The organism is Streptomyces sp. NPDC058619 (genome assembly GCF_042717785.1).
Taxonomy (GTDB): Bacteria; Actinomycetota; Actinomycetes; order Streptomycetales; family Streptomycetaceae; genus Streptomyces.
In genome coordinates, this window is the sequence record NZ_JBHXQN010000006.1 from 167,520 (window position 1) to 191,730 (window position 24,211).

Annotated in this window: 20 protein-coding genes; 9 read left to right on the top strand and 11 right to left on the bottom strand. The window is 71.2% G+C overall.

Translation table 11 applies throughout. From position 1 onward, the window contains the following. Nucleotides 1-36: 36 nt before the first annotated feature. From gltX to ACFWTC_RS08965, 3 genes are all read right to left on the bottom strand, one after another. Nucleotides 37-1,512, bottom strand: coding sequence for a glutamate--tRNA ligase (gene gltX / locus ACFWTC_RS08955; RefSeq protein WP_384027442.1), 1,476 nt, complete (start codon nt 1,510-1,512; stop codon nt 37-39). Beyond that, nucleotides 1,505-2,311 (bottom strand): fumarylacetoacetate hydrolase family protein, encoded by an 807-nt coding sequence (locus ACFWTC_RS08960; RefSeq protein WP_383921114.1) that lies wholly within the window; start codon nt 2,309-2,311, stop codon nt 1,505-1,507. Before ACFWTC_RS08960 ends, gltX begins: the two co-directional genes overlap by 8 nt. A gap of 97 nt (nt 2,312-2,408) precedes the next feature. Continuing rightward, nucleotides 2,409-2,594: a hypothetical protein gene (locus tag ACFWTC_RS08965; protein WP_383921111.1), complete on the bottom strand. Its 186-nt coding sequence runs from the start codon at nt 2,592-2,594 to the stop codon at nt 2,409-2,411. A 570-nt stretch (nt 2,595-3,164) separates the two neighbouring features. Between ACFWTC_RS08965 and ACFWTC_RS08970 the strand changes: the two genes are divergently transcribed. The 8 genes from ACFWTC_RS08970 (at nt 3,165) to ACFWTC_RS09005 (ending at nt 13,636) form a co-directional block, all read left to right on the top strand. Continuing rightward, a complete protein-coding gene (locus tag ACFWTC_RS08970; RefSeq protein ID WP_384027444.1) occupies nt 3,165-6,935 on the top strand; it encodes a nitrate- and nitrite sensing domain-containing protein in 3,771 nt (1,256 codons plus the stop codon). A 9-nt stretch (nt 6,936-6,944) separates the two neighbouring features. After that, nucleotides 6,945-7,358, top strand: coding sequence for a roadblock/LC7 domain-containing protein (locus ACFWTC_RS08975; protein ID WP_324290143.1), 414 nt, complete (start codon nt 6,945-6,947; stop codon nt 7,356-7,358). Nucleotides 7,359-7,509: 151 nt separating this feature from the next. Continuing rightward, the gene (locus ACFWTC_RS08980) at nt 7,510-7,902 is read left to right on the top strand and encodes a DUF742 domain-containing protein (RefSeq protein WP_007266775.1); all 393 of its coding nucleotides are present in this window, start codon (nt 7,510-7,512) and stop codon (nt 7,900-7,902) included. Then, nucleotides 7,883-8,467 carry an ATP/GTP-binding protein gene (locus ACFWTC_RS08985; protein ID WP_383921106.1) on the top strand — a complete coding sequence of 195 codons (585 nt, stop codon included), beginning with the start codon at nt 7,883-7,885 and terminating at the stop codon, nt 8,465-8,467. Before ACFWTC_RS08980 ends, ACFWTC_RS08985 begins: the two co-directional genes overlap by 20 nt. A gap of 292 nt (nt 8,468-8,759) precedes the next feature. Next, nucleotides 8,760-11,999 (top strand): nitrate- and nitrite sensing domain-containing protein, encoded by a 3,240-nt coding sequence (locus tag ACFWTC_RS08990; RefSeq protein WP_384030139.1) that lies wholly within the window; start codon nt 8,760-8,762, stop codon nt 11,997-11,999. A 10-nt stretch (nt 12,000-12,009) separates the two neighbouring features. Further along, nucleotides 12,010-12,423 carry a roadblock/LC7 domain-containing protein gene (locus ACFWTC_RS08995; RefSeq protein ID WP_267717653.1) on the top strand — a complete coding sequence of 138 codons (414 nt, stop codon included), beginning with the start codon at nt 12,010-12,012 and terminating at the stop codon, nt 12,421-12,423. Nucleotides 12,424-12,516: 93 nt separating this feature from the next. Further along, a complete protein-coding gene (locus tag ACFWTC_RS09000; RefSeq protein WP_267717654.1) occupies nt 12,517-13,071 on the top strand; it encodes a DUF742 domain-containing protein in 555 nt (184 codons plus the stop codon). Beyond that, nucleotides 13,052-13,636, top strand: a complete 585-nt coding sequence (locus tag ACFWTC_RS09005) for an ATP/GTP-binding protein (RefSeq protein WP_383921100.1) — start codon at nt 13,052-13,054, stop codon at nt 13,634-13,636. Before ACFWTC_RS09000 ends, ACFWTC_RS09005 begins: the two co-directional genes overlap by 20 nt. A 190-nt stretch (nt 13,637-13,826) precedes the next feature. Here ACFWTC_RS09005 and ACFWTC_RS09010 read toward each other — a convergent pair whose 3' ends face one another. Together ACFWTC_RS09010 and ACFWTC_RS09015 are read right to left on the bottom strand one after the other, a co-directional pair. Further along, on the bottom strand, nt 13,827-14,024 hold the full coding sequence (locus ACFWTC_RS09010) for an acyl-CoA carboxylase subunit epsilon (RefSeq protein WP_383921097.1): 198 nt from the start codon (nt 14,022-14,024) through the stop codon (nt 13,827-13,829). Between the two features lie 17 nt (nt 14,025-14,041). Beyond that, nucleotides 14,042-15,625, bottom strand: a complete 1,584-nt coding sequence (locus ACFWTC_RS09015; RefSeq protein WP_383921094.1) for an acyl-CoA carboxylase subunit beta — start codon at nt 15,623-15,625, stop codon at nt 14,042-14,044. Nucleotides 15,626-15,896: 271 nt separating this feature from the next. Between ACFWTC_RS09015 and ACFWTC_RS09020 the strand changes: the two genes are divergently transcribed. Next, on the top strand, nt 15,897-16,508 hold the full coding sequence (locus tag ACFWTC_RS09020; protein WP_384030137.1) for a YceI family protein: 612 nt from the start codon (nt 15,897-15,899) through the stop codon (nt 16,506-16,508). A gap of 26 nt (nt 16,509-16,534) precedes the next feature. Here ACFWTC_RS09020 and ACFWTC_RS09025 read toward each other — a convergent pair whose 3' ends face one another. From ACFWTC_RS09025 to ureA, 6 genes are all read right to left on the bottom strand, one after another. Continuing rightward, the gene (locus tag ACFWTC_RS09025) at nt 16,535-17,881 is read right to left on the bottom strand and encodes a hypothetical protein (RefSeq protein WP_383921089.1); all 1,347 of its coding nucleotides are present in this window, start codon (nt 17,879-17,881) and stop codon (nt 16,535-16,537) included. 74 nt (nt 17,882-17,955) lie between these two features. Then, nucleotides 17,956-19,569: a citramalate synthase gene (gene cimA, locus ACFWTC_RS09030; RefSeq protein ID WP_384030135.1), complete on the bottom strand. Its 1,614-nt coding sequence runs from the start codon at nt 19,567-19,569 to the stop codon at nt 17,956-17,958. Between the two features lie 347 nt (nt 19,570-19,916). Then, a complete protein-coding gene (locus tag ACFWTC_RS09035) occupies nt 19,917-20,543 on the bottom strand; it encodes a TetR/AcrR family transcriptional regulator (RefSeq protein WP_383921084.1) in 627 nt (208 codons plus the stop codon). A gap of 19 nt (nt 20,544-20,562) precedes the next feature. Continuing rightward, nucleotides 20,563-21,621, bottom strand: coding sequence for an agmatine/peptidylarginine deiminase (locus ACFWTC_RS09040; RefSeq protein ID WP_383921082.1), 1,059 nt, complete (start codon nt 21,619-21,621; stop codon nt 20,563-20,565). Nucleotides 21,622-21,649: 28 nt separating this feature from the next. Then, complete coding sequence (locus ACFWTC_RS09045) at nt 21,650-23,383, bottom strand: urease subunit alpha (protein WP_383921079.1); 1,734 nt, start codon at nt 23,381-23,383, stop codon at nt 21,650-21,652. Then, nucleotides 23,380-24,129, bottom strand: a complete 750-nt coding sequence (gene ureA, locus ACFWTC_RS09050) for an urease subunit gamma (protein WP_383921077.1) — start codon at nt 24,127-24,129, stop codon at nt 23,380-23,382. Before ureA ends, ACFWTC_RS09045 begins: the two co-directional genes overlap by 4 nt. Between the last annotated feature and the right edge of the window lie 82 nt (nt 24,130-24,211).

The following is a 24,211-nucleotide window of genomic DNA, read 5'->3' on the forward strand; positions in this document are numbered from 1 at the left end:
AACCGGCCGCCGCCCCCTGCGGGACGTGCGGGACGCCTAGGCGGCGAGCTTCGCCAGGGCCGCGTCGATGCGGGACAGCGAGCGCTCCTTGCCCAGGATCTGCAGGGACTCGAAGAGCGGCAGGCCCACCGTGCGGCCGGTGACGGCCACGCGGACCGGCGCCTGTGCCTTGCCGAGCTTGAGGCCGTGGGCCTCGCCGGCGGTCAGGACGGCCTGCTTGAGGGACTCCGGGTCGTTCCAGTCGGCGGCGGCGAGGTTCTCGCGCGCCGTAGTCAGCAGGGCCGCGGGCTCGCCCTTCATCGCCTTGTCCCAGGACGCCTGGTCCTCGACCGGCTGCTTCAGGAACAGGAAGTCGACGTTCGCGGTGATGTCCGACAGGACGGTCACGCGGGTCTGCGCGTACGGCGCGATGGCCGCCCAGGCCTCGGCGTCGAAGTCCTCCGGGGCCCAGTTCGCGTGCGGGGCCAGCAGCCACGGGCCGCAGGCGTCCGCGAAGGCCTTCGGGTCCAGCAGGCGGATGTGGTCGGCGTTGATGGCCTCGGCCTTCTTGAGGTCGAAGCGCGCCGGGTTGGCGTTGACGTCCGGAATGTCGAACTTCGCCACCATCTCCTCGATCGAGAAGATGTCCTGGTCCTTGGAGAAGGACCAGCCGAGGAGCGAGAGGTAGTTCAGCAGGCCCTCGGGGAGGAAGCCGCGCTCGCGGTACAGGTTGAGCGAGGACTCCGGGTCGCGCTTGGAGAGCTTCTTGTTGCCCTCGCCCATGACGTACGGGAGGTGGCCGAAGTCCGGGACGCCCTTGGCGATGCCCAGCTCGGTCAGCGCCTTGTACAGGGCGATCTGCCGGGGGGTGGAGGACAGCAGGTCCTCGCCGCGCAGGACGTGCGTGATCTCCATCAGCGCGTCGTCGACGGGGTTGACCAGCGTGTACAGCGGGGCGCCGTTGGCCCGGACGATGCCGAAGTCCGGCACGTTCTCCGGGGTGAAGGAGAGCTCGCCGCGGACCAGGTCGGTGAAGGTGATCGTTTCGTCGGGCATCCGGAAGCGGACGATCGAGGTGCGGCCCTCGGCCTCGTACGCGGCCTGCCGGTCGGCGCTCAGGTCGCGGCAGTGACCGTCGTAGCCGGAGGGGCGGCCGGCGGCGCGGGCGGCGTCGCGGCGCTGGTCGAGCTCCTCGGTGGTGCAGTAGCAGCGGTAGGCGTAGCCGCCGTCCTGGAGCTTCTTCGCCACGTCCGCGTAGATGTCCATGCGCTGGGACTGGCGGTACGGGGCGTGCGGGCCGCCCACCTCGGGGCCCTCGTCCCAGGTGAAGCCGAGCCAGCGCAGCGAGTCGAGCAGCTGGTCGTACGACTCCTCGGAGTCGCGCGCCGCGTCGGTGTCCTCGATGCGGAAGACGAACGTGCCGCCGTGGTGCCGGGCGAACGCCCAGTTGAAGAGGGCGGTCCGGACCAGGCCCACGTGGGGGTTGCCGGTCGGGGAGGGACAGAAACGTACGCGGAAGTTCGCGTTAGCCACGCTTGATCACCTTGTTGGTGAGAGTGCCGATGCCTTCGATGGTGACGGCGACCTCGTCGCCGACGTTCAGGGGGCCGACTCCGGCCGGGGTCCCCGTGAGGATGACGTCGCCGGGGAGCAGCGTCATGGCCTCGGAGATGTGGACGACCAGGTCCTCGATGGACCGGACCATGTCGCTGGTGCGGCCGAGCTGGCGCTGTTCGCCGTTGACGGTGCACTGGATGGTCAGGTCGGCCGGGTCGAGGTCGGTCTCGATCCAGGGGCCGAGGGGGCAGGAGCTGTCGAAGCCCTTGGCCCGGGCCCACTGCTTCTCGCGCTGCTGGACGTCGCGCGCGGTGACGTCGTTGGCGCAGGTGTAGCCGAGGATCACGTCCTTGACGCGCTCCTTCGGGACCTCGCGGCACATCCGGCCGATGACCACGGCGAGCTCCGCCTCGTGGTGGAGGTCCTGCGAGAAGGAGGGGTACGTGATCGGGTCGCCCGAGCCCACCACCGAGGTGGAGGGCTTGAAGAAGGTGATCGGCGGTTCGAGGCGGCCCTGGTCGTCGACGACCGAGTGGCCGAGCTCCGCCGCGTGCTCCGCGTAGTTGCGGCCTACGGCCACGACCTTGTTCGGGAGCACGGGCGGCAGCAGCCGGACCTTGCCGAGCGGGACCTTCACCCCGGAGAGCTCGAAGTCCGCGAACGGAATCCCCTTGATGATGTCGAGGACGAGCTCACCCTCGGCGCCGGGGGCAGTGCTGCCCTCGACCGCGCCGAACGCGACATTGCCGTCGATGGAGAACCTGGCGATGCGCACGTGTTGCGTCTGCCCCTCTGTATGTCCGCTGGCTGGAGTCTGCGGGCTCCAGGCTAACGCGGCGGACAGGGGCGGTTCGCGTTCGTTTGCGCGGCGCCTACTGCGCGGCGGCGACCGGCGCGTCCATCAGGATGGTGCGGCGCGGGTTCGCGGTCTGCGTCGGCAGCTCGACGGCGTGCTCCGGGACGGCCGGGGCCGCCTGCAGCTCCTCTGCGTCCTTCAGGTGCGCGAGGGTGGTGCGGCGGGGGTTGGCTATGTTGCGGAACATCGTCGTCGTCTTCATCGGAGTTCGGGGTCCTCGGTTCGGTCTCGTGGATGGACGGTTGTCGCGTGCGCCAACCCTTTACGGGGCAAGGCTAAACATCTAAATCCCCCGCGGAACCGGGAAGTAATGGCCACGGCTGTGTGAGTTTGCTCACCCGTGACCCGACATAATAGGCATAACGGACAGTCAATTCCAGCTAACAAAGCGGACATTGCGCCACTGAATGCGCCATTCCGCTCCTGATCATCGCGACTGGGACACCTTGCCAGCCTTGGTGTTTGGTTGGCGTAAGTCCGGTTTCTCCCGAAAGCAGTCCCACATCGCGTAGCCCGTCTGTCACGTGCCGTCACCGACTCTCCGGGCCGACACGCGCACCTTGTTGGAGATCCTCCACTGTGCTGGAATTCGCGGGACCGCCGCGGGAAACAGTCGGCGCGCAGGTGGCGCGACCCAGCGCCGAGCGCGGTGGCAAGGAGAGGGAAACGCGCCGGTCACCGACGACCACACATGGGGCCGTTTGTGCCCCACGACTCGACACCGTCCCGCCGGTCACCCGGTAGGACGCCTGGTCCAGAGGTTGCGACGCTAGTGCAGGGACGATTCAAGAGGGATGGCAAGGGGTCTCCCCAGGCCCGCCAGGGCCGTGGGGAAGCTGCGGCGGAGCAGGAACCGCGCGGCGGGACCGACCGTGGCTCCTCGCCCCAGCACGCCCAGAACCGCGGGCCGGCTGTGGAAGGGGCGAGCCCCAACGCCTCCGCCGCGGTGAAGGCGAAGGGCCGCGGGAAGCCCGGCAAGGGCAATGCGGCCGTCAAGGCGACGCCGGCGACGCAGGACGTGGCGATACCGAAGGCCCCCAGCGGGCCCGGCTCTCGCCTCGCCATGCAGAACTGGCGCATCAGCACGCGACTCGTGTCGCTGCTGACCCTGCCCGTCGTCGCGGCCACCACGCTCGGCGGCTTCCGCATCAACGACTCGATGAACGACATCGCCCAGCTGGAGCACATGCAGCTGCTGACGACCATGACCCGGCAGGCCACCAACCTGGCCGCCATGCTCCAGGAGGAGCGGGACATGTCGGCGGGTCCGATGTCGATCACCAAGAACGGCAAGAGCAACACCATCGTCGACGGTGTCCGCGAGAACACCGACACCGCCGCCCAGGCCTTCGCCTCCGCGACCGACAAGGTCGACAGCGCGGAGGACAAGGACGAGACGCTCAAGTCGATCCGCAACAACATCCTGCAGATCGGCCGCCAGCTCACCGGCATCGAGGACATCCGCAAGAAGGCGTACGCCAACGGCGCCCAGCAGACCATCACCGAGTACAACGCGCTGATCGTCTCGCTGCTGTCCCTCTCCCAGGACATGGCGCAGGCCACGTCGAACCCCGAGATGATCAAGCGCACGCGCGCCCTGGCGGCGTTCTCCTCCGCCAAGGAGTACGCCTCCATCCAGCGCGCGGTCATCGCCGCCTCGCTCCCCGACAGCGGTGACAAGCAGGGCAGCCTCGGCGAGAACGACCGTCTGTACGCCCTGTCCGCCCTCCGCGGCGAGAGCCAGGCGAAGAAGACCTTCGAGCTCGTCTACCAGGGCAAGCCCGAGGAGCTCCTCGCCGCGCTAGGCGACGGCAACCAGGAGATCGGCAAGGCCGACCACTTCACCCGCCGCGTCCTGAGCACCGAGGGGCAGTTCGCCAAGGAGCAGCAGTACCGCTCCTGGATGGACTGGTACGACGCCGACGGCACCAAGCTCCAGGCCATGAAGGTCATCGAGCTCACCCTGCTCGAGGACATGGAGCAGAAGGCCCGCGAGCTCAAGAACGAGTCGCAGCAGGACGCGATCCTCAACGGTGCGCTGATTCTCCTCGTCCTCGGTGTCTCCCTCGTCGGCGCCTTCGTCATGGCCCGGTCGATGATCCGCTCGCTGCGCCGCCTGCAGGACACCGCGACGCGCGTCGCCCAGGACCGCCTCCCCGAGCTCGTCAAGCAGCTCTCCGAGTCCGACCCGCAGGACGTCGACACGTCCGTGGAGTCGGTCGGCCTGCACACCCGCGACGAGATCGGCCAGGTCGCTGCGGCCTTCGACGACGTGCACCGCGAGGCCGTCCGCCTCGCCGCCGAGCAGGCCCTCCTCCGGGGCAACGTCAACGCGATGTTCACCAACCTCTCGCGCCGCTCCCAGGGCCTCATCCAGCGTCAGCTCTCGCTCATCTCCGAGCTGGAGTCGCGCGAGGCCGACCCGGACCAGCTGTCCTCGCTCTTCAAGCTCGACCACCTCGCGACCCGCATGCGCCGTAACGGCGAGAACCTCCTCGTCCTCGCGGGCGAGGAGCCGGGCCGCCGGTGGACCCGCCCCGTCCCGCTCGTCGACGTGCTCCGCGCCGCCGCGTCCGAGGTGGAGCAGTACGAGCGCATCGAGCTCACGTCGGTGCCGGGCACCGACGTCGCCGGCCGCGTCGTCAACGACCTCGTGCACCTGCTCGCCGAGCTGTTGGAGAACGCCACCTCGTTCTCCTCCCCGCAGACCAAGGTCAAGGTCACCGGCCACGCGCTGCCGGACGGCCGCGTGCTCGTCGAGATCCACGACACCGGCATCGGCCTGTCCCCCGAGGACCTCGCCGCGATCAACGAGCGGCTCGCCGCTCCGCCGATCGTGGACGTCTCCGTCTCCCGCCGCATGGGCCTGTTCGTGGTCGGCCGCCTGTCCCTGCGACACGGCATCCGCATCCAGCTGCGCCCCTCCGACTCGGGCGGTACGACGGCCCTCGTCATGCTGCCGGTGGACGTCGCCCAGGGCGGCAAGAAGCCGGCTCCGATGCCGAACCAGGGCGGCCCCGGCGGCGCGCCGGGCGGATCCGGCGCGCAGGCTTCCGTGCCCGGCGGCGCCCGACCCCCCGTGGGTACGGCGCCCCAGCGCGGCCAGGTCTCCGGGGGCGGCCAGCGTGCCGCCCTGCCGGGCCGCGACGGTGCGGGCCAGCAGCGGCCGCAGGGCCAGCAGTCCCCGCAGGGCGGTCTCCCGCAGCAGGGCGGTCCCGGTGCGCCGGGCGGCCGTCCGCAGGCCGGGCCGACCACCTCCGCCCAGGGTCAGGGCGCCTTCGGCTCCGGTGCCCCGCTGCCGGGCCGCGGTCCGGCCGGCGGCGGCGCGGGCGGTTTCGCGGGCAGTGGCCTCTCGGGCGGCCCGCAGGCCCGTCCGGCGTCCCCGCCCCCGGGGTCCGGCGGTCCCGCCGGGTTCCCCCAGGGCAACGGCTTCCAGCGGCCCCAGCCGCAGCAGCCGGCGGCCCAGCCCCCGCAGCAGCAGCCCCAGCAGCCCGCAGGCCCGGCTTCGCGCGGTCCCCGGCCGCAGCTGCCGCCGCGCGGCGGCGCCCCGCGTCCCGAGCTCCCCGGCCCGCAGACCCCCAGCTGGGGCGCCGACCAGGCGCGCGGCCACGACGAGCTGTCGGGCCCCGGCTCGACCTCCGAGTTCGCCCGCCCGGACTTCAACGCGCCGATGCCCCAGGGCGACGGCCTGAACAGCACCACGGGACAGTTCGAGCGCCCGGACGTACGCGGTCCCCTGGACCCGTCCTCCACCGGCCAGTTCGAGCGCCCGGAGCTGCGCGGTCCCGCGGACCCGTCCTCCACCGGCGAGTTCGCCCGCCCGGGGTACCAGCCCCAGCGGCCGGGCGGCCCCGGTGTCGGCGGCTACGCCCCGCAGCAGCCCCAGGCCCCGCAGCAGCCCCAGCCGCAGCAGTACCAGCCGCCGCAGCCGCAGCCCGGCGCGGACTACGCGCCCGTACCGCCCCGGCGTCCGGAGGCCCCCGGTCTGCCGCCGGCCTCCCGGCCCGAGGCGCTGCCGCCGGCGCCGGGTGCCGGAGAGGCGCGCAGCCCGATCTTCGACACGCTGGAGTCGAACTGGTTCCGCGAGGAGGGGCAGCAGCCCCCCGCGCAGGGGCCGGGCGTACCCCAGCAGCCGCAGCAGTCCGCCCCTGCGCCCGCTCCGCAGCAGCAGCTGCCGCAGCGCGGCCAGGAGCAGGCGGCCGAGCCCGCCGCGGCGGCCACCGGCGCCATGCCGACGGTCAGCTGGCGCTCCTCGCCGAACGACGAGCTGATGCGGCAGGCCGAGCGCGTGCGCCAGCCCGCCGCCGGCGGCATCACGACCTCGGGCCTGCCCCGCCGGGTCCCGCGGGCGAACCTCGTGGCCGGCACCGCGCAGCAGCAGTCCGAGGAGCAGGCCGGCCCTCAGGTCTCCCGGTCCCCGGACGACGTCCGCGGCCGTCTGACCAACCTCCGACGCGGTATCCAGCAGGGCCGCCAAGCCGGCACCAGCGGTCCGGCGACCGGCAGTTACCACATCGACCCCACTTATCAGCAGGAGCGTTAGTTGAGTTCGATGAGCCAGGCGGCACAGAACCTGAACTGGTTGATCACCAACTTCGTGGACAACACCCCCGGGGTGTCCCACACCGTGGTGGTCTCCGCCGACGGACTCCTTCTGGCCATGTCCGAAGGATTCCCGCGCGACCGCGCCGATCAGCTGTCGGCCGTGGCATCCGGTCTGACCTCCCTCACCGCCGGCGCCTCCCGCATCTTCGAGGGCGGCGCCGTCAACCAGACCGTGGTCGAGATGGACCGGGGATTCCTCTTCCTCATGTCCGTCTCGGACGGATCCTCACTGGCCGTGCTCGCGCACCCCGAGTGCGACATCGGCCTCGTGGGCTACGAAATGGCCCTCCTCGTGGACCGCGCGGGCAGTGTCCTCACCCCGGACCTGCGCGCCGAGCTCCAGGGAAGCCTGCTCATCTGACCTCTCCCCTCCCGGCCGGACGGTACTTCCGGCCGGGAGACCGGGGCACGTGCCCCGGAACCCAGTACCCCCGACAGGCCGTCATACCGTCCCCCCACCGGCCGCCCCGTCAGACGGCACGCTGACCACTGCTGTCCAGCCCGGAGGATCAATGACCCCGCCCCCCGCCTACCCCGATGCGTACGGAGATTCGTACTCGGAAGGCGACCAGCCGCTGGTGCGTCCGTACGCGATGACCGGCGGCCGGACCCGGCCCCGCTACCAGCTCGCCATAGAGGCGCTGGTCAGCACCACCGCCGATCCGATGCACCTCTCCGGCCTGCTCCCCGAGCACCAGCGCATCTGCACCCTGTGCCGAGAGGTCAAGTCGGTCGCGGAGGTCTCTGCACTGCTGTCGATGCCGCTCGGTGTCGCCCGGATCCTCGTCGCCGACCTGGCGGAGGCCGGAATGGTGGCCATCCACCAGCCGGGCAACGGAGAGGCCGGCGGCACGCCGGACGTGACTTTGCTCGAAAGGGTGCTCAGTGGACTTCGCAAGCTCTAGCGGCGGAGCGGCTCCTCGCTCCACCACCTCCGCGAAGATCGTGGTGGCGGGCGGCTTCGGCGTGGGCAAGACCACGTTCGTCGGCGCGGTCTCCGAGATCAACCCGCTGCGCACCGAGGCGGTGATGACCTCCGCGAGCGCCGGGATCGACGACCTCACCCACACCGGGGACAAGACGACCACCACGGTCGCGATGGACTTCGGCCGCATCACCCTGGACCAGGACCTGATCCTGTACCTCTTCGGTACGCCGGGCCAGGACCGCTTCTGGTTCATGTGGGACGACCTCGTCCGCGGCGCCATCGGCGCGATCGTGCTCGTCGACACCCGCCGCCTCGCCGACTGCTTCCCCGCCGTCGACTACTTCGAGAACAGCGGCCTGCCGTTCGTGATCGCCCTGAACGGTTTCGAGGGGCACCAGCCCTACACGCCGGACGAAGTCCGCGAGGCCCTCCAGATCGGCCCGGACGCCCCGATCATCACCACCGACGCCCGCCACCGCGCGGACGCCAAGAGCGCCCTCATCACGCTCGTCGAGCACGCCCTCATGGCGCGGCTCAAATAGCACGGTTCAGGTGTCGCGCGGGAGGGGCGGGTTGTGTCGTGCGACACGGCCCGCCCCTCCCGTTCATAACGTTTCGAAAGAGAATTGCCGCCGGTCGGGCACAGGGCGCGTTCAGTTGGTGCCGCTACGCTCACAACTTCCCCCATTTTTGCCGCCGGAAGCTCTTTATGTCCGATTTATGTGGGGCATAAGGCTCTAGGAATGGCCGATTTCAACTGTTTGGAACACGGCCGTTAACCGTGCTGGAATTCAACGAACCAGCTAGTAGCACCGCGGAGAGGTTGTTGGTCGAGTGAGGCGAAGCAACGCAAGCCCCGCGGATGAACCCGCGCGCGGCAACTTCACCCCGCCGCCGAGAGCGGCCGTGTCGCCCCTCGACGCGCCCGTGGAGCCACCGGTCAGCAGCGGAAGCACCAGCCGGTTCGCACCCCGCAACTGGCGCGTGCCGACCCGCCTGAACGCCATCCTGCTCGTACCCGCCCTCGTCGGGCTGGTCATGGGCGGCTTCCAGGTGAAGGGCTCCGTGGACACCTGGAACGAAGCCCAGGACGCCGAGAAGATAGCCAGGGTCGTCCAGGCCTCCTCCGAGTACAGCCAGGCGCTGCTGAACGAGCGCGACCTCACGGCCGAGCCGCTCCTGAGCGGCGACGCCAAGAGCGAGACGGTCACCAAGGCCTACTCGGCGACCACCGCGGCCAAGGCCAAGTTCGACAAGGCCGTCCAGGACATGCCGAAGCAGCAGGGCCTGGAGCGCCGTCTGGAGCTCTTCCGCGGGGACGAGCCCAAGCTGGAACTGGTCCGGAAGTCCGCCTACCAGGCGGCGATCGAGACCCCGAAGAAGAACCTCCCCAGCGCGGCGGGCCCCATCCCCACCGAAGAGGGCTACGTCCTGGTCCAGCACTACCTCATGCAGTTCGCCAACGAGCTCGGCCTCGGCACCGGCAACGTGACCTCGTACGGCCGCATGGTCTACGCGATCCAGCTGGCCAAGGCGGCGAACTCGCTGCAGCGCGCGGTGGGCACCCACCTGCTGGTCCGCCCGAGCACCAACGAGGACGTCCGCAAGGCCCAGCTCGTCGCCTTCACCTCCTACGCCTACCTCGAAGAGATCGCCATCGGCGAGTTCGTCGCGGCCGGCACCGAGGCGGACACCAACCGCCTCAAGGAGGTCATGGGGCAGAAGTCCGAGGAAGGCGCCCAGAAGCTCGCCGAGGCCAAGTCGGCCGCCGAGCAGGCCGGCACCGTCTTCAGGCCGCCGCCGGTGGTCAACGGCTCCGCGCTCACCGGCATGACCGAGGCCATCGCCGGCGGCGACAGCAAGGCCAAGCTGGCCCTGGGCGGCACCACGCCCGCCGCCTGGCAGTTCGCCGCCACCGCGAAGTTCGACGGCTACGACCAGATCGAGAAGGAATTCCTCGACAAGGCCGTCAAGGACGCCGTCGCGGTCTCCGACGAGGCCCGCAACGACGCCATCACCAACGGCGCCATCGTGGTCCTGGCCCTGCTCGCCGCCTTCATCCTGGCGGGCCTCATGGCCCGGCAGATGGGCCGCGCGATGCGCGGTCTGCGCAGCGCCGCCTTCGACATCGCCGAGCAGCGCCTGCCGATGCTCGTCGACCAGCTCTCGCGCACCGACCCGGGCAAGGTCGACACCCGTGTCCGGCCGATCCCCATCGACTCCCGGGACGAGATCGGCGAGGTCGCCCGCGCCTTCGACCAGGTCCACCGGGAAGCGGTACGGCTCGCGGCCGAGCAGGCGCTCCTGCGAGGGAACGTCAACGCGATCTTCACGAACCTCTCCATACGCAACCAGTCCCTGATCGAGGGCCAGCTGACCCTCATCACCGACCTGGAGAACAACGAGGCCGACCCGGACCAGCTGGAGAACCTCTTCCGCCTGGACCACCTGGCCACCCGCATGCGCCGCAACGGCGAGAACCTCCTCATCCTCGCGGGTGAGGAGCCGGGCCGCCGCTGGGACCAGCCGGTCCCCCTCGTCGACGTCCTGCGCGCCGCCTCCTCCGAGGTGGAGCAGTACGAGCGCGTCGAGCTCTCCGGCGTCTCCGACGCCGAGATCCACGGCCAGGCCGTGACCGACCTCGTGCACCTGCTCGCCGAGCTGCTGGAGAACGCCACCACGTTCTCCTCCCCGCAGACCAAGGTCCGGGTCAACGCGACGCGTCTGCCCGACGGCCGCGTGATGATCGAGATCCACGACAAGGGCATCGGCCTCACCGCCGAGGACTTCGCCGACATCAACCACAAGCTGGCCAACCCGCCGACCGTGGACGCCGCGATCTCGCAGCGCATGGGCCTGTTCGTGGTCGGCCGGCTGGCGGACCGCCACAGCATCCGCGTCCAGCTGCGCCCCTCGGGCGAGGCGGCCGGCACCACGTCGCTGGTCATGCTCCCCGACGCGATCACCCACGGTGGCGGCGGCGAGAGCGTACCGGACGGCGACTTCACGGTCTCGCAGATCATCCCGGAGCAGCAGACCCGGCAGCCGCAGCAGGCCCTCCAGGCGCCCGCGCTGCGCACCGCGGCCGAACTCGGCTTCGACGACTCCCGGTACGACCAGCAGGGCGCGGACGGCCGCGACCTCGACCCGGTCGGCCGCTCCCTGGGGCGCGAGGAGCGCCGGGCCGCACTGGAGGCCCAGGCCGGATACGGCCAGCAGGAGCAGCAGGACCTGCAGGGCCAGCAGCCGCAGCAGGCCCAGCCGGCCTATCCCGGACCGCAGTATCCGGAACCCCAGCCTGAACACGGGTACCAGCCGTACCAGGGCTACGAGCAGCAGCCCGAACAGGGCTATGAAGCCCCGTACGAGCAGCAGGGCGCGCAGTCCGGCTTCGACGCCTACCCGCAGCAGGGATACGGCTATCCGGAAGCCGGGTTCCAGGACCAGCAGCAGGCCGCCCCGGCGTACGACGGCGGCTACGATGCCCAGTCCGGAGCGGCCGAGTGGCCCGAGCAGAACTCGTATCCGGCTGCTTACCAGCAGGATTCCGGGACCGAATCGGAATCACCGTCCGGTGCCGAACAGGCCCCGGAACGCGTAGGCTTCGACCGTCCGGACACCGCTGCCGACACCGGTCACAAGATGACCGGAGCGGGTCTGCCGCGACGCGGCAGTCAACAGCAGTGGCAGCCGGCACAGAAGGAAGCGGAGTCCACCGGATCCCTCTTCGAACAGCGGCCGCCGCGTCAGCAGCAGCCCGCCGAACCGGAGAAGGCCCCGGAGGAAACTGAAGGCACCGCGGCCTGGCGTTCGCGCAACGACGATCGCTGGCAGCAGGCCGGCAAGCTCCGTGAGCCGAAGGCGGGCGGGATCACCCCGTCCGGTCTCCCTCGGCGGGTACCCAAGGCCAACCTGGTCGAGGGTGTGGCGGAGACGACCCCGCAGGGCGGCCCACAGGTCTCCCGCGCCCCGGAGGACGTCCGCGGCAGGTTGAGCAACCTGCGGCGCGGTGTCCAGCAGGGACGCAGCGCGGGTTCCGAGCAGTCAGGTAACAGCTATGACCAGGAGCGTTAGTGTGAGCCCGATGAGCCAGGCGGCACAGAACCTGAACTGGTTGATCACCAATTTCGTGGACAACACCCCCGGGGTGTCCCACACGGTGGTGGTCTCCGCCGACGGACTGCTTCTGGCGATGTCCGACGGGTTCCCGCGCGACCGCGCCGACCAGCTGTCGGCCGTGGCATCCGGTCTGACCTCGCTGACCGCCGGGGCTTCCCGGATCTTCGAGGGCGGCGCCGTCAACCAGACCGTGGTCGAGATGGACCGGGGATTCCTCTTCCTCATGTCCGTCTCGGACGGATCCTCACTGGCCGTCCTGGCGCACCCCGAGTGCGACATCGGCCTCGTGGGCTACGAGATGGCTCTTTTGGTGGATCGTGCGGGCAGTGTCCTCACCCCGGACCTGCGCGCCGAGCTCCAGGGAAGCCTTCTCAACTAGCAGACAGGCAGTGCGTTTCGCGCCATCGCACCATAGGGTGCGGTGGCGCGGTCCCACAGGGAGCACCGCGTACTTGGAGTCGGAGGAGGAAACGTGACAACACCCGGAGGACATCCCTATGGCGGCGCGCAGCAGCCGCAGGGTGGGCACGACCAGAACCGCTTCAACTTCCCGTCTGCTCCCAGCCGGCCCGTGTCGGAGCACAATCCGTACCAGCAGCCGTACGGGCAGCCCCCGCAGTACCAGCAGCCCCAGGTGCCCCCGCAGCAGCCGCCGCGCGCCGCGCGCCAGCCCGCTCCGAAGGCCCACAATCCGCTGGTGCGCCCGTACGCGATGACCGGCGGCCGTACCCGGCCGCGCTACCAGCTCGCCATCGAGGCGCTGGTCAGTACCACGGCCGATCCCGCGCGGTTGCAAGGGCAGCTGCCCGAGCACCAGCGCATCTGCCGTCTGTGCCAGGAGATCAAATCCGTCGCGGAGATCTCGGCACTCCTCTCCATTCCTCTTGGTGTCGCCCGCATCCTCGTCGCCGACCTGGCAGAGGCGGGCCTTGTCGCCATTCATCAGCCCGGCGGCGACGAGTCTGCCGGCGGCCAGCCAGATGTGACACTGCTCGAAAGGGTGCTCAGTGGACTTCGCAAGCTCTAGCGGCGGAGCGGCTCCTCGCTCCACCACCTCCGCGAAGATCGTGGTGGCGGGCGGCTTCGGCGTGGGCAAGACCACGTTCGTCGGCGCGGTCTCCGAGATCAACCCGCTGCGCACCGAAGCCGTCATGACCAGCGCCTCCGCCGGGATCGACGACCTCACCCACACCGGGGACAAGACGACCACCACGGTCGCGATGGACTTCGGCCGCATCACCCTGGACCAGGACCTGATCCTGTACCTCTTCGGTACGCCGGGCCAGGACCGCTTCTGGTTCATGTGGGACGACCTCGTCCGCGGCGCCATCGGCGCGATCGTGCTCGTCGACACCCGCCGCCTCGCCGACTGCTTCCCCGCCGTCGACTACTTCGAGAACAGCGGCCTGCCGTTCGTGATCGCCCTGAACGGTTTCGAGGGGCACCAGCCGTACACACCGGACGAAGTCCGCGAGGCCCTCCAGATCGGCCCGGACGCCCCGATCATCACCACCGACGCCCGCCACCGCGCGGACGCCAAGAGCGCCCTCATCACGCTCGTCGAGCACGCCCTCATGGCGCGGCTGCGCTAGCGGCCCCCGGCAGCACACGAAGGCCCCCGCGTCCGGGACGCGGGGGCCTTCGCCGTTCCCCGGCCCGGCAGCGCCCCCGCAGGCCCACGGGGCGCCCAGGGGGCGTTGCGGGGGCACGCGGGAGCACGCGAGAGGCCCCGCGCCCCTCGGAGGGGTGCGGGGCCTATCGGCGTACGGAGCCTCGCGGGGCTCAACCCTGCCAGCTGTGCGGGGCGCGGAAGCCCGGCGTGCGCTCCAGGCGGCGCCAGCCGGCCTGGGAACGGGGGGTGCGTGCGGGGGCGGTCTCCGGGGTGGCGGCGGCGCGGGCCATCAGGATCGCGGTGATCGCGGCCAGTTCCTCGGGGGCGGCGTGGCCCTTTTCGACGCGGAGCAGGGTGTCGGTGCTCATCGGTGGCGGGTCTCCTCTTACTGCGGCGGGTTGCCGTGCTTGCGGGACGGCAGGTCGGCGTGCTTGTTGCGGAGCATCGCGAGGGCGCTGATGAGGGTCCCGCGGGTCTCGGCGGGGTCGATCACGTCGTCGACGAGACCGCGCTCGGCCGCGTAGTACGGGTGCATCAGCTCGGCCTTGTACTCCTTGACCATGCGGGTGCGCATGGCCTCCGGGTCCTCGGCGTCCGCGATCTGCTTGCGGAAGATGACGTTGGCCGCGCCCTCGGCGCCCATGACGGCGATCTCGTTGGTGGGCCAGGCGTAGGTGATGTCGGCGCCGATGGACTGGGAGTCCATGACGATGTACGCGCCGCCGTAGGCCTTGCGCAGGATCAGCGAGATCCGCGGGACGGTGGCGTTGCAGTACGCGTACAGCAGCTTGGCGCCGTGGCGGATGATGCCGCCGTGCTCCTGGTCGACGCCCGGCAGGAAGCCGGGCACGTCCAGCAGGGTGATGATCGGGATGTTGAAGGCGTCGCAGAGCTGGACGAAGCGGGCCGCCTTCTCGGAGGCGTGGATGTCGAGCACGCCCGCGAGGTGGCCGGGCTGGTTCGCCACGATGCCGACGACCTGGCCGTCGAGCCGGGCCAGGGCGCAGATGATGTTGCGCGCCCAGCGCTCGTGGATCTCCAGGACGTCGCCCTCGTCGACGAGTTCCTCGATGACCTTGAGCATGTCGTACGGGCGGTTTCCGTCCGCGGGCACCAGGTCCAGCAGGACCTCCGAGCGCCGGCCGGGCGGGTCGGACGTCTCGTGGACCGGGGGGTTCTCGCGGTTGTTGGAGGGCAGCATCGAGATCAGGTAGCGGACCTCGGAGATGCAGGTCTCCTCGTCGTCGTACGCGAAGTGCGCGACGCCCGAGGTCTCGGCGTGGACGTCCGCGCCGCCGAGGCCGTTCTGGGTGATCTCCTCGCCCGTCACCGCGCGGACCACGTCGGGTCCGGTGATGAACATCTGCGAGGTGTCCCGGACCATGAAGACGAAGTCGGTCAGGGCCGGCGAGTAGGCCGCGCCGCCCGCGCAGGGGCCCAGCATGACCGAGATCTGCGGGATGACGCCGGAGGCGCGGGTGTTGCGCTGGAAGATGCCGCCGTAGCCCGCGAGGGCGGAGACGCCCTCCTGGATGCGGGCGCCGGCCCCGTCGTTGAGGGAGACCAGCGGGGCACCGGCCGCGATGGCCATGTCCATGATCTTGTGGATCTTCGTGGCGTGGGCCTCGCCCAGCGCGCCGCCGAAGATGCGGAAGTCGTGCGCGTAGACGAAGACCGTGCGGCCCTCGACCGTGCCCCATCCGGTGATCACACCGTCGGTGTACGGCTTCTTGTTCTCCAGGCCGAAGCCGGTCGCCCGGTGGCGGCGCAGCTGCTCGACCTCGCGGAAGGAACCCTCGTCGAGGAGCAGGGCGATCCGCTCACGGGCGGTCAGCTTGCCCTTGGCGTGCTGGGTCTCGGTCGCCCGGTCACTGGGGCCGCGCCGCGCCTGCTCGCGCAGCGAGTGCAGCTCGGCCACGCGCCCGCGGGCGTCCGTGGGCTCGCTCGGGGTCTGGTCCACAACGGTCATGTACCGACCTTACGAAGCGAGGGGTGAAAAACCTCCGTTGATTCCGCACAGTCTCGGGTGTCTTCCGCTGTCCGGCCCGCACAGAAGGGCTCGGCGATGCGCGGACTCCGCCATACGGGGGACGGCTCCTTTGTCGATCCCCGACAAAGAGACGCTACACCCGTCCAGGAAGTTGAAATTTGAACGGAATGGGTCTAGCGTCGTCCCCGTTGAAGTCGTTGAAGATTCAACAGATATGCAGGACGTGCAGGACACTACCGAGGAGCAAGCCATGGGTCTCTTCACCCGCCGCAGCCAGGACACCCAAACCGCCGCCGTCGCCACGCTCGACGTGGACCCGGCCCTCGCCGCGCTCACCGGCGACTACGTCATCGACGCCTCCCACAGCGGCATCGGCTTCACCGTGCGCCACGCCATGGTGACCAACGTCCGCGGCAGCTTCGGCGAGCACGAGGGCACCCTGCACCTGGACGGCGCGGACCCGTCGCGCTCCACCGCCTCCCTCGACGTCACCATCGCCTCGGTCGGCACCGGCATCGCAGACCGCGACGGCCACCTGCTGAGCGGCGACTTCTTCGACGCCGAGCGCTTCCCCCTGATGACCTTCCGCTCCACCTCGGCGGCCCAGCTCGGCGGCGACGCGTACCGCATCACCGGCGAGCTCACGATCAAGGACGTCACCCGCCCGCTCGCCATCGACCTGGAGTTCGCCGGATCCGCCACGGACGTCTACGGCAACGAGCGCGTCGGCTTCGAGGGCTCGGCCGAGATCCTGCGCTCCGACTGGGGCCTGACGTGGAACGCGGCGCTGGAGGCCGGCGGCGTGATGGTCAGCGACAAGGTGAAGCTGACCTTCGACATCTCCGCCATCAAGCAGGCCTGACCCGCCTGACCGGCCCCCGGGAGCGGCTACCAGCCGCCCCCGCCGTCGAACCCGCCGCCCCCGCCGAAGCCGCCACCTCCGCCGAAGTCCCCGCCGCCGAAGTCGGACGGGTTGAAGTCGGCCCCGGAGGCGTCGCCGCCCTCGAAACCGCTGCCCTCGCCGCCGTAGTCCGAGGCGTAGGCGGGAGTGGCCATCATCGAGCCGAGCATCGTGCCCATCAGCAGACCCGGCAGCATGCCGCCGCCGAAGTAGCCGCCGGCCCAGGGACCGTACGCCGGGCCGGCGTCGTAGTAGGGCCGCGGCCCCAGCTCGGTGTCGACGGTGCGGACCGCCGGGTCGAGGCCGTCGCTCAGCCGTACGGCGTCCGCCGCGCAGACCGGGACGGTACGGGCGGCCCCGGCGGGCGGGGCCCACGGCGCGTCCTCGGTGCTGGGCCCGTGCCGGGGGTCGAAGAAGCAGGGCGAGCGGCGCTCGGGCACCGGCTTGCCCTGACGGCGCGCGTCGAGGCTGGCCAGGGCGTAACGGCCGTCCTCCAGCGCCTGGGTGACCCCCTTGACCTCTTCCGGCCGCTGGACGGAGGTCATGATCTGCTTGGCCTTCTCGTAGGAGTCGAGCCCCTGCTCGTAGTCCTTGCGCATGGCGTCGTCCGCGCCGGGCTCGCCGGGGTGGAAGTCGAGCCGCTCCAGCTCCTCGCCGAAGGCCGTGATGTCCTCGTCCACGACGACGCCGAGGCGGGCGACCGCCTCGCGACGGGCCTCTTCCTTCTTCTTCCGGTTCCGCCTGACCAGCGCGTACGCACCGCCGCCGCCGACCACCGCCACCGCGCCGAGCGCGATCAGCCCGCCGACCGGGGCGCCCTCGTCGGCTCCGGTCGTGCCCCAGGAGGCGGGCGCGGAGCCCTTGGTCTGGCCGAGGGCCTGGTCCACGAAGTTGTTGAGCTGGGTGGTCGCGTCGACCGGGCCGCCGGTCTTCACCGCCTCGGAGAGGTTCTGGACGGCGTAGCCCGGCATGACGGTCCGGTCGGCGGCGGCCCGGAAGCCGTCGCCGAGGCGGATCGCGTACAGCCCGGTGATGCCGGTCTCCGCGCGGACCGCCGCCAGGACCTTGTCCTGCGGGAACTCGGCCGCGGCCGGCAGCACGGCGACGAACACCGGCTTACCGGCGTCCTCGATCTTCTTCGCGAGCGCGTCCGCCGCGGCCGGGGGCAGCTGCGCCCCGGCCCGCGGATCGACGTAGACCGGGCCCTTCTTGAGGGCCTCCGCGACGGCGGCGGTCCCGGTGGCGGCCGACGCCTGCGGGGCGGCCACCACGAGGGCGGTCGCCGACAGGGCCAGCAGCAGACCGGAGAATGCGGATATCAGCCTGGTCCTCATACTCACGACGCTACCCGAACCGGCACTTTCCCGTGTGAGCAGGACATAAGGCTCTTCGGCGGCCGCCGGAGCGGCTACTCGGCCGGTTCCACGCCCGCGTGGAGGAGGCCGTAGGTGAAGGCGTCCTCAAGGGCCTGCCAGGACGCCGCGATCACGTTCTCGGCGACGCCGACCGTCGACCACTCGCGGACGCCGTCCGTCGTCGCGATCAGGACGCGGGTCGTGGACTCCGTGCCGTGCGTGCCCTCCAGGATGCGGACCTTGTAGTCCACCAGCTCGAACTTGGCCAGCTGGGGGTAGAACCGCTCCAGCGCCACCCGCAGGGCCCTGTCCAGGGCGTTGACCGGGCCGTTGCCCTCCGCCGTGGCGACGATCCGCTCGCCCTTGGCGCGCAGCTTGACCGTGGCCTCGTTGGCGTGGGTGCCGTCCGGGCGGTCCTCGACGATCGCGCGCCAGGACTCGGTACGGAAGTACCGCCGGGCGCGGCCCTCGACCTCGGCACGGAGCAGCAGCTCGAAGGAGGCGTCGGCGGCCTCGTACGTGTAACCGCGCAGCTCCCGCTCCTTGACCCGCTCGACGACCCGGGAGATCAGCGCGCGGTCCCCGCCGAGGTCGACGCCGAGCTCCGTGCCCTTGAGCTCGATGGAGGCCCGGCCGGCCATGTCGGAGACCAGCATCCGCATGGTGTTGCCGACCCGCGCGGGGTCGATGTGCTGGTAGAGGTCCGGGTCGACCTTGATGGCGGAGGCGTGCAGGCCGGCTTTGTGCGCGAAGGCGGACACGCCGACGTACGGCTGGTGCGTGGAGGGGGTGAGGTTCACGACCTCCGCGATCGCGTGCGAGATGCGGGTCATCTCGGCGAGGGCGCCCTCGGGGAGCACCGTGCGGCCGTACTTGATCTCCAGGGCGGCGACGACGGGGAAGAGGTTGGCGTTGCCGACGCGCTCGCCGTAGCCGTTCGCCGTGCACTGGACGTGGGTGGCGCCCGCGTCGACGGCGGCCAGGGTGTTGGCGACGGCGCAGCCGGTGTCGTCCTGGGCGTGGATGCCCAGGCGGGCGCCGGTGTCCGCGAGGACGGTGGCGACGGTGGCCGTCACCTGCGCGGGCAGCATGCCGCCGTTGGTGTCGCAGAGGATGACGACGTCGGCGCCGGCCTCGTGGGCGGTGCGGACGACGGACTTCGCGTACTCGGGGTTGGCGCGGTAGCCGTCGAAGAAGTGTTCGCAGTCGACGAAGACGCGGCGGCCCTCGGCGACCAGGTGGGAGACGGTGTCGCGGACCATCTCCAGGTTCTCTTCGAGGGTGGTGCGCAGCGCCAGCTCGACGTGGCGGTCGTGGGACTTGGCGACGAGCGTGATCACCGGGGCGCCGGATGCCAGCAGGGCCCGCACCTGCGGGTCCTCGGCCGCCGAGCCGCCCGCCCGGCGGGTGGCGCCGAAGGCGACGAGCCGGGCGTTCTTGAAGTCGATCTCGGCCTGGGCGCGGGCGAAGAACTCGGTGTCGCGGGGGTTGGCGCCGGGCCAGCCGCCCTCGATGAAGCCCACTCCGAAGTCGTCCAGGTGCCGGGCGATCGTCAGCTTGTCGGCGACCGTGAGGTTGATGCCTTCGCGCTGGGCGCCGTCGCGCAGCGTGGTGTCGAAGACATGGAAGCTGTCGTCGAGGACCTCTGCGACCTCTGTCGTCGTCATGCTGATCTGACTCCTGTCGGATGAGTGGGTCCGGATGTCCGGGATCCACTGCCCCCATCATCGCGCGCGGCCCGGTCCCGGCAGGGATGGAGCCGGGAAACGAAAAAACCCCTCGCGGGTAGCGAGAGGTCTGCGCGCGGGTCTGGGGCACGGTGGCCGCTTCCCGCGAAGTTCTTCCGCGGTTCAGCGGCCACTGGGGACCGGCGCGCTGCTGGCGATAATCATGAGCTGAGCAGGCACGCCCGCAGTGTGCCACACCGGCGCCGGTCCGCGGACACGGATCTCAGCATCCGGGCATCCGGGGGCACCCGGGCACCCGGCGCCCGCCGTCCCGGCGGCGGGTCCGGTCATTCCGGTGCGTGCGGGGTCAGGGTGTCGTCCAGGAACTCGCGCACGTGGGTGAGGATCGCCGCGCGGTCCAGCGTCGGGAGTCCCACCGCCAGCTGGATGCTGAAGCCGTCGAGGAGGGCCCGGATGCGGGCCGCCACGCGGTCGGGGTCCACGGGCCGGAACTCGCCGCGCGAGATGCCCTCGGCGAGCAGTGCCACCAGGTCGCGGTGCCACGCGCCCTCGATGGCCGCCTGGCGGTCGCGCTCCTGGGGGCCCGCGTTCTGCGAGCGGTTCCAGACCTCCAGCCAGAGCGTCCAGTGCGGGTCGCGGGCCTGGGTGGGGACGTACAGGTCGACGTACGCGCGCAGGCGCTCGGCCACCGGCCCGCGGCGGGACAGCAGCCCCCGCCGCTCGGTGCCGAGCGCCGCCTCGCTCCACTCCAGGGTCTGCAGCAGGAGCTCGTCCTTGCTGCCGAAGTAGTAGAGGAGGTGGCCGCTGCTCATGCCGACCTCGCGACCGAGGCCGGCCATGGTCAGGCCTTCGAGGCCGCGCTCGGCGATCGTGGCCATGGCGGCGACGAGTACGTCCTCGCGCGGGGGCGCGTTCTTGCGCGCCGCCCGTACCGGTACTCCACCCGCCACCATGGACCCCACTCCTCGTCGGTCAGACCTTCGGCTGCTGCTGGGTGATGCAGTGGATACCGCCACCCCCGGCGAAAATCGTACGTGCGTCAACCAGTGTCACGGTCCGCTCGGGGAACAGTCCGCGGAAGATCTCGGCGGCCTCCTCGTCGCGCGGGTCGTCGAAGGAGCACAGGACCACGCCGCCGTTGCACAGGTAATGGTTGATGTACGAGTAGTCCACCCACTCCCCGTCCTCCTCCAGCACGGTCGGCGCGGGCACCTCCACGACCTCCAGCCGGCGGCCCCGTGCGTCCGTCGACGCCCGCAGGAGCGCGGCGATGGCCTTGCAGCGCTCGTGGTCCGGGTGGGCCGGGTCGGGCTGGGTGTGCACCATCACCACGCCGGGGCGGGCGAAGGCGGCGACGATGTCGACGTGGCCCTGGGTGCCGTAGGTGCCGTAGTCGCCGGCCAGGCCGTACGGCAGCCAGATCGCCTTGGTCGTGCCCAGGTGGGCGTGGATCTCGGCCTCGACCTGGCGGCGGGTCCAGCCGGGGTTGCGGCCCTCGCCCAGCTGCACGGTGTCGGTGAGCAGGACGGTGCCCTCGCCGTCGACGTGGATGGCGCCGCCCTCGTTGACGAGCGCGGTGCTGTAGGTGCGGCTGCCGACGACGTCCGAGACGTGCCGGGCGACCTTCTCGTCGTGGTCCCAGCGGGCCCACTCCTGGGCGCCCCAGCCGTTGAAGGTCCAGTCGACGGCGGCCAGTTCGCCGGCGTCGTTGGTGACGAAGGTCGGGCCGATGTCCCGCATCCAGGCGTCGTCGAGCTCGCGCTCGACCAGCTGGACCCCGTCGCCGACGACCGTGCGGGCGGACGCGGCGTCGCCCGGGGAGACCACGAGGGTCACGGGCTCGTACGCGGCGACCGCGCGGGCGACGGCCCCCCAGGCCTCGCGGGCCGCGGCCAGCTCCTGCTCGGTGGTGAAGGTCGGGTTCGGGGAGGGCCAGGCCATCCAGGTGCGCTCGTGGGGGGTCCACTCGGCGGGCATCCGGAATCCGGCGGCGGCGGGCTTGCCGGTGGGGGCGGGCTGTGCAGCGGTCATGGCGGGGGTCCTTAGGGGCAGGGCCGGTTTACAGGAAGTACAGGCGGTTGAGGGAGACCGAATCGGCGGCTTCGGAGCGCAGCGGCTCACCGTCCAGGGAGACGAGCCCGCTGGTCGCGTCCACGTCGACCGCGCCCAGCCGCGAGTTGAGGAGCAGGTCCCCCGGGCCGATGCCGCGGGTCCCGCGGACGGCGACCCGGCGGCGGCGGGTCGGCATCTCGTCGCCGCCGAGCGCGGCGGCGGCGGCCGAGACGAAGGCGACGGAGATGTCGGCCGCGGTGGCCCCGTACGAGCCGAACTGCGGTCCGAGCACGAGCGGTTCGCAGGTGTCGGTGGCGGCGTTGGGGTCGCCGGTGACGCCGTAGGCGGGGAAGCCGGACTTGAGGACGAGCTGCGGCTTGGCGCCGAAGAACGGCGGGCGCCACAGGACGATGTCGGCGAGCTTGCCGACCTCGATCGAGCCGATCTCGTGGGCCAGGCCGTGGGCGATGGCCGGGTTGATGGTCAGCTTCGCCATGTAGCGCAGGACCCGGGCGTTGTCGTCGCCATCGCCGTCACCGGCCAGCGGGCCCAGCTCGCCCTTCATCTTCGCCGCCATCGCGAAGGTCCGCCGGATCGTCTCCCCCGCCCGCCCCATGCCCTGCGCGTCGGAGGAGGTGATGCCGATCGCCCCGAGGTCGTGCAGGACGTCCTCGGCCCCCATCGTCCCGGCCCGGATCCGGTCCCGGGCCATCGCCGCGTCACCCGGCAGATCGGGCTTCAGGTCGTGGACCGAGACGATCATCCCGTAGTGCTCGGCGACCGCGTCCCGCCCGAAGGGCAGCGTCGGATTGGTCGAGGAGCCGATCACGTTCGGCACCCCCGCCATCTTCAGCACGTTCGGCACGTGCCCGCCGCCGCAGCCCTCGATGTGGAAGGCGTGGATCGTCCGCCCGTCCAGGACGCGCAGGGTGTCCTCCACCGACAGGCACTCGTTGAGGCCGTCGCTGTGCAGGGCCACCTGCACGTCGTACTCCTCGGCCACGCGCAGGGCGGTGTCCAGGGCACGCGTGTGCGCGCCCATGTCCTCGTGGACCTTGAACCCGGACGCGCCTCCCTCGGCGAGCGCCTCGACCAGCGGGGCCGGGTCCGAGGAGGAACCGCGGGCGAGGAAACCGATGTTCACCGGCCAGGCGTCGAAGGCGTTGAAGGCGTGCTTGAGGGCCCACGGGGAGTTGACGCCGACGCCCCAGACCGGGCCGAACTCCTGGCCGATGATCGTGGTGACGCCCGCGGCGAGCGAGGCCTCCATGATCCGGGGGGAGAGCAGGTGGACGTGGGTGTCCACCGCGCCCGCGGTGGCGATCAGGCCCTCGCCGGAGACGATCGAGGTACCGGTGCCGACGACGACGTCGACCCCGTCGAGGGTGTCGGGGTTGCCGGCCCGGCCGATCGCGTGGATCCGGCCCTCACGGATGCCGATGGACACTTTGCGGATGCCGAGCACGGCATCGATGACCAGCACGTTGCTGATGACCACGTCACAGGTGTCACGGACCGCCGCCGCCTTCAGGTGCAGCCCGTCCCGCGCGGTCTTCCCGAAACCCGCCAGGAACTCCTCCCCCGGCCGCTGCGAGTCCGACTCCACCCGGACGGTCAGCCCCGAATCACCGAGCCGGACCCGGTCCCCGGCCCGCGGACCGAAGACGGAGGCGTACTCGTGCGGGTCGATGTGCCGACTGCCGGGGGCACAGTGGTCGCTGTGGGGGGTCTGACGGCTCATGCGGGGTTTCCTTCCGGGCAGGCCGTGGGGTCGGCGGGGGCCGCCGGGTCCGTCGGGTCCGTCGGGTCCGTGCCGAGGTAGCCGCAGGCCGCGGCCCGGCGCAGGGCCTCCCGCTTCGCGCCCGGGGCGTCCAGCGGGCCGTCGACCAGACCCGCGAAGCCGATCGCGATCCGGTCACCGCCGATCGGGACCAGCCCGACCTCGCCCTCCCCGTGCGGGTCGAACCGCACGGACGAACCGGCGGGCACGCACAGCCGCATGCCGTAGGCGGCGGCCCGGTCGAAGTCCAGGCGCGGGTTGGCCTCGAAGAAGTGGAAGTGCGAGGTCACGCTCACCGGGACCGCCGCGGTGTTGCGCACCCTCAGCTGGAGGACGGGCTCCGGCTGCGGCACGCCCGGGCCGGGAACCACGGCGCCCGGGGCGTCGTCGCCGAGCGGGACGGCGCCCCGGATGGGGGCCGAGACGACCGCGAGGCGCGATCCGTCGTCGAAGACGGCTTCCACGTGCACCTCGGTGACCACGTCGGAGACCCCGGGCAGGACGTCGTCCGGGCCGAGCACCGAACGGGCCTCCTCGATCGCCTCCGCCAGCCGCTTCCCGTCGCGCGCCGCCTCGCAGACCGTGTCCGCGATCAGCGCGGTGGCCTCCGGGACGTTGAGTTTCAGGCCACGGGCCCGTCGGGCCCTCGCCAGTTCCGCAGCGCTGCGGAGCAGCAGCCGGTCGCGCTCCGTAGGGGTCAGCCGCACGCCGATCCACCACCTCTTGAGTCAATGGGTTAGAGCATCACTCTAACTCTTCATCTCGTGAGAGGGAATCATTGACCTGACC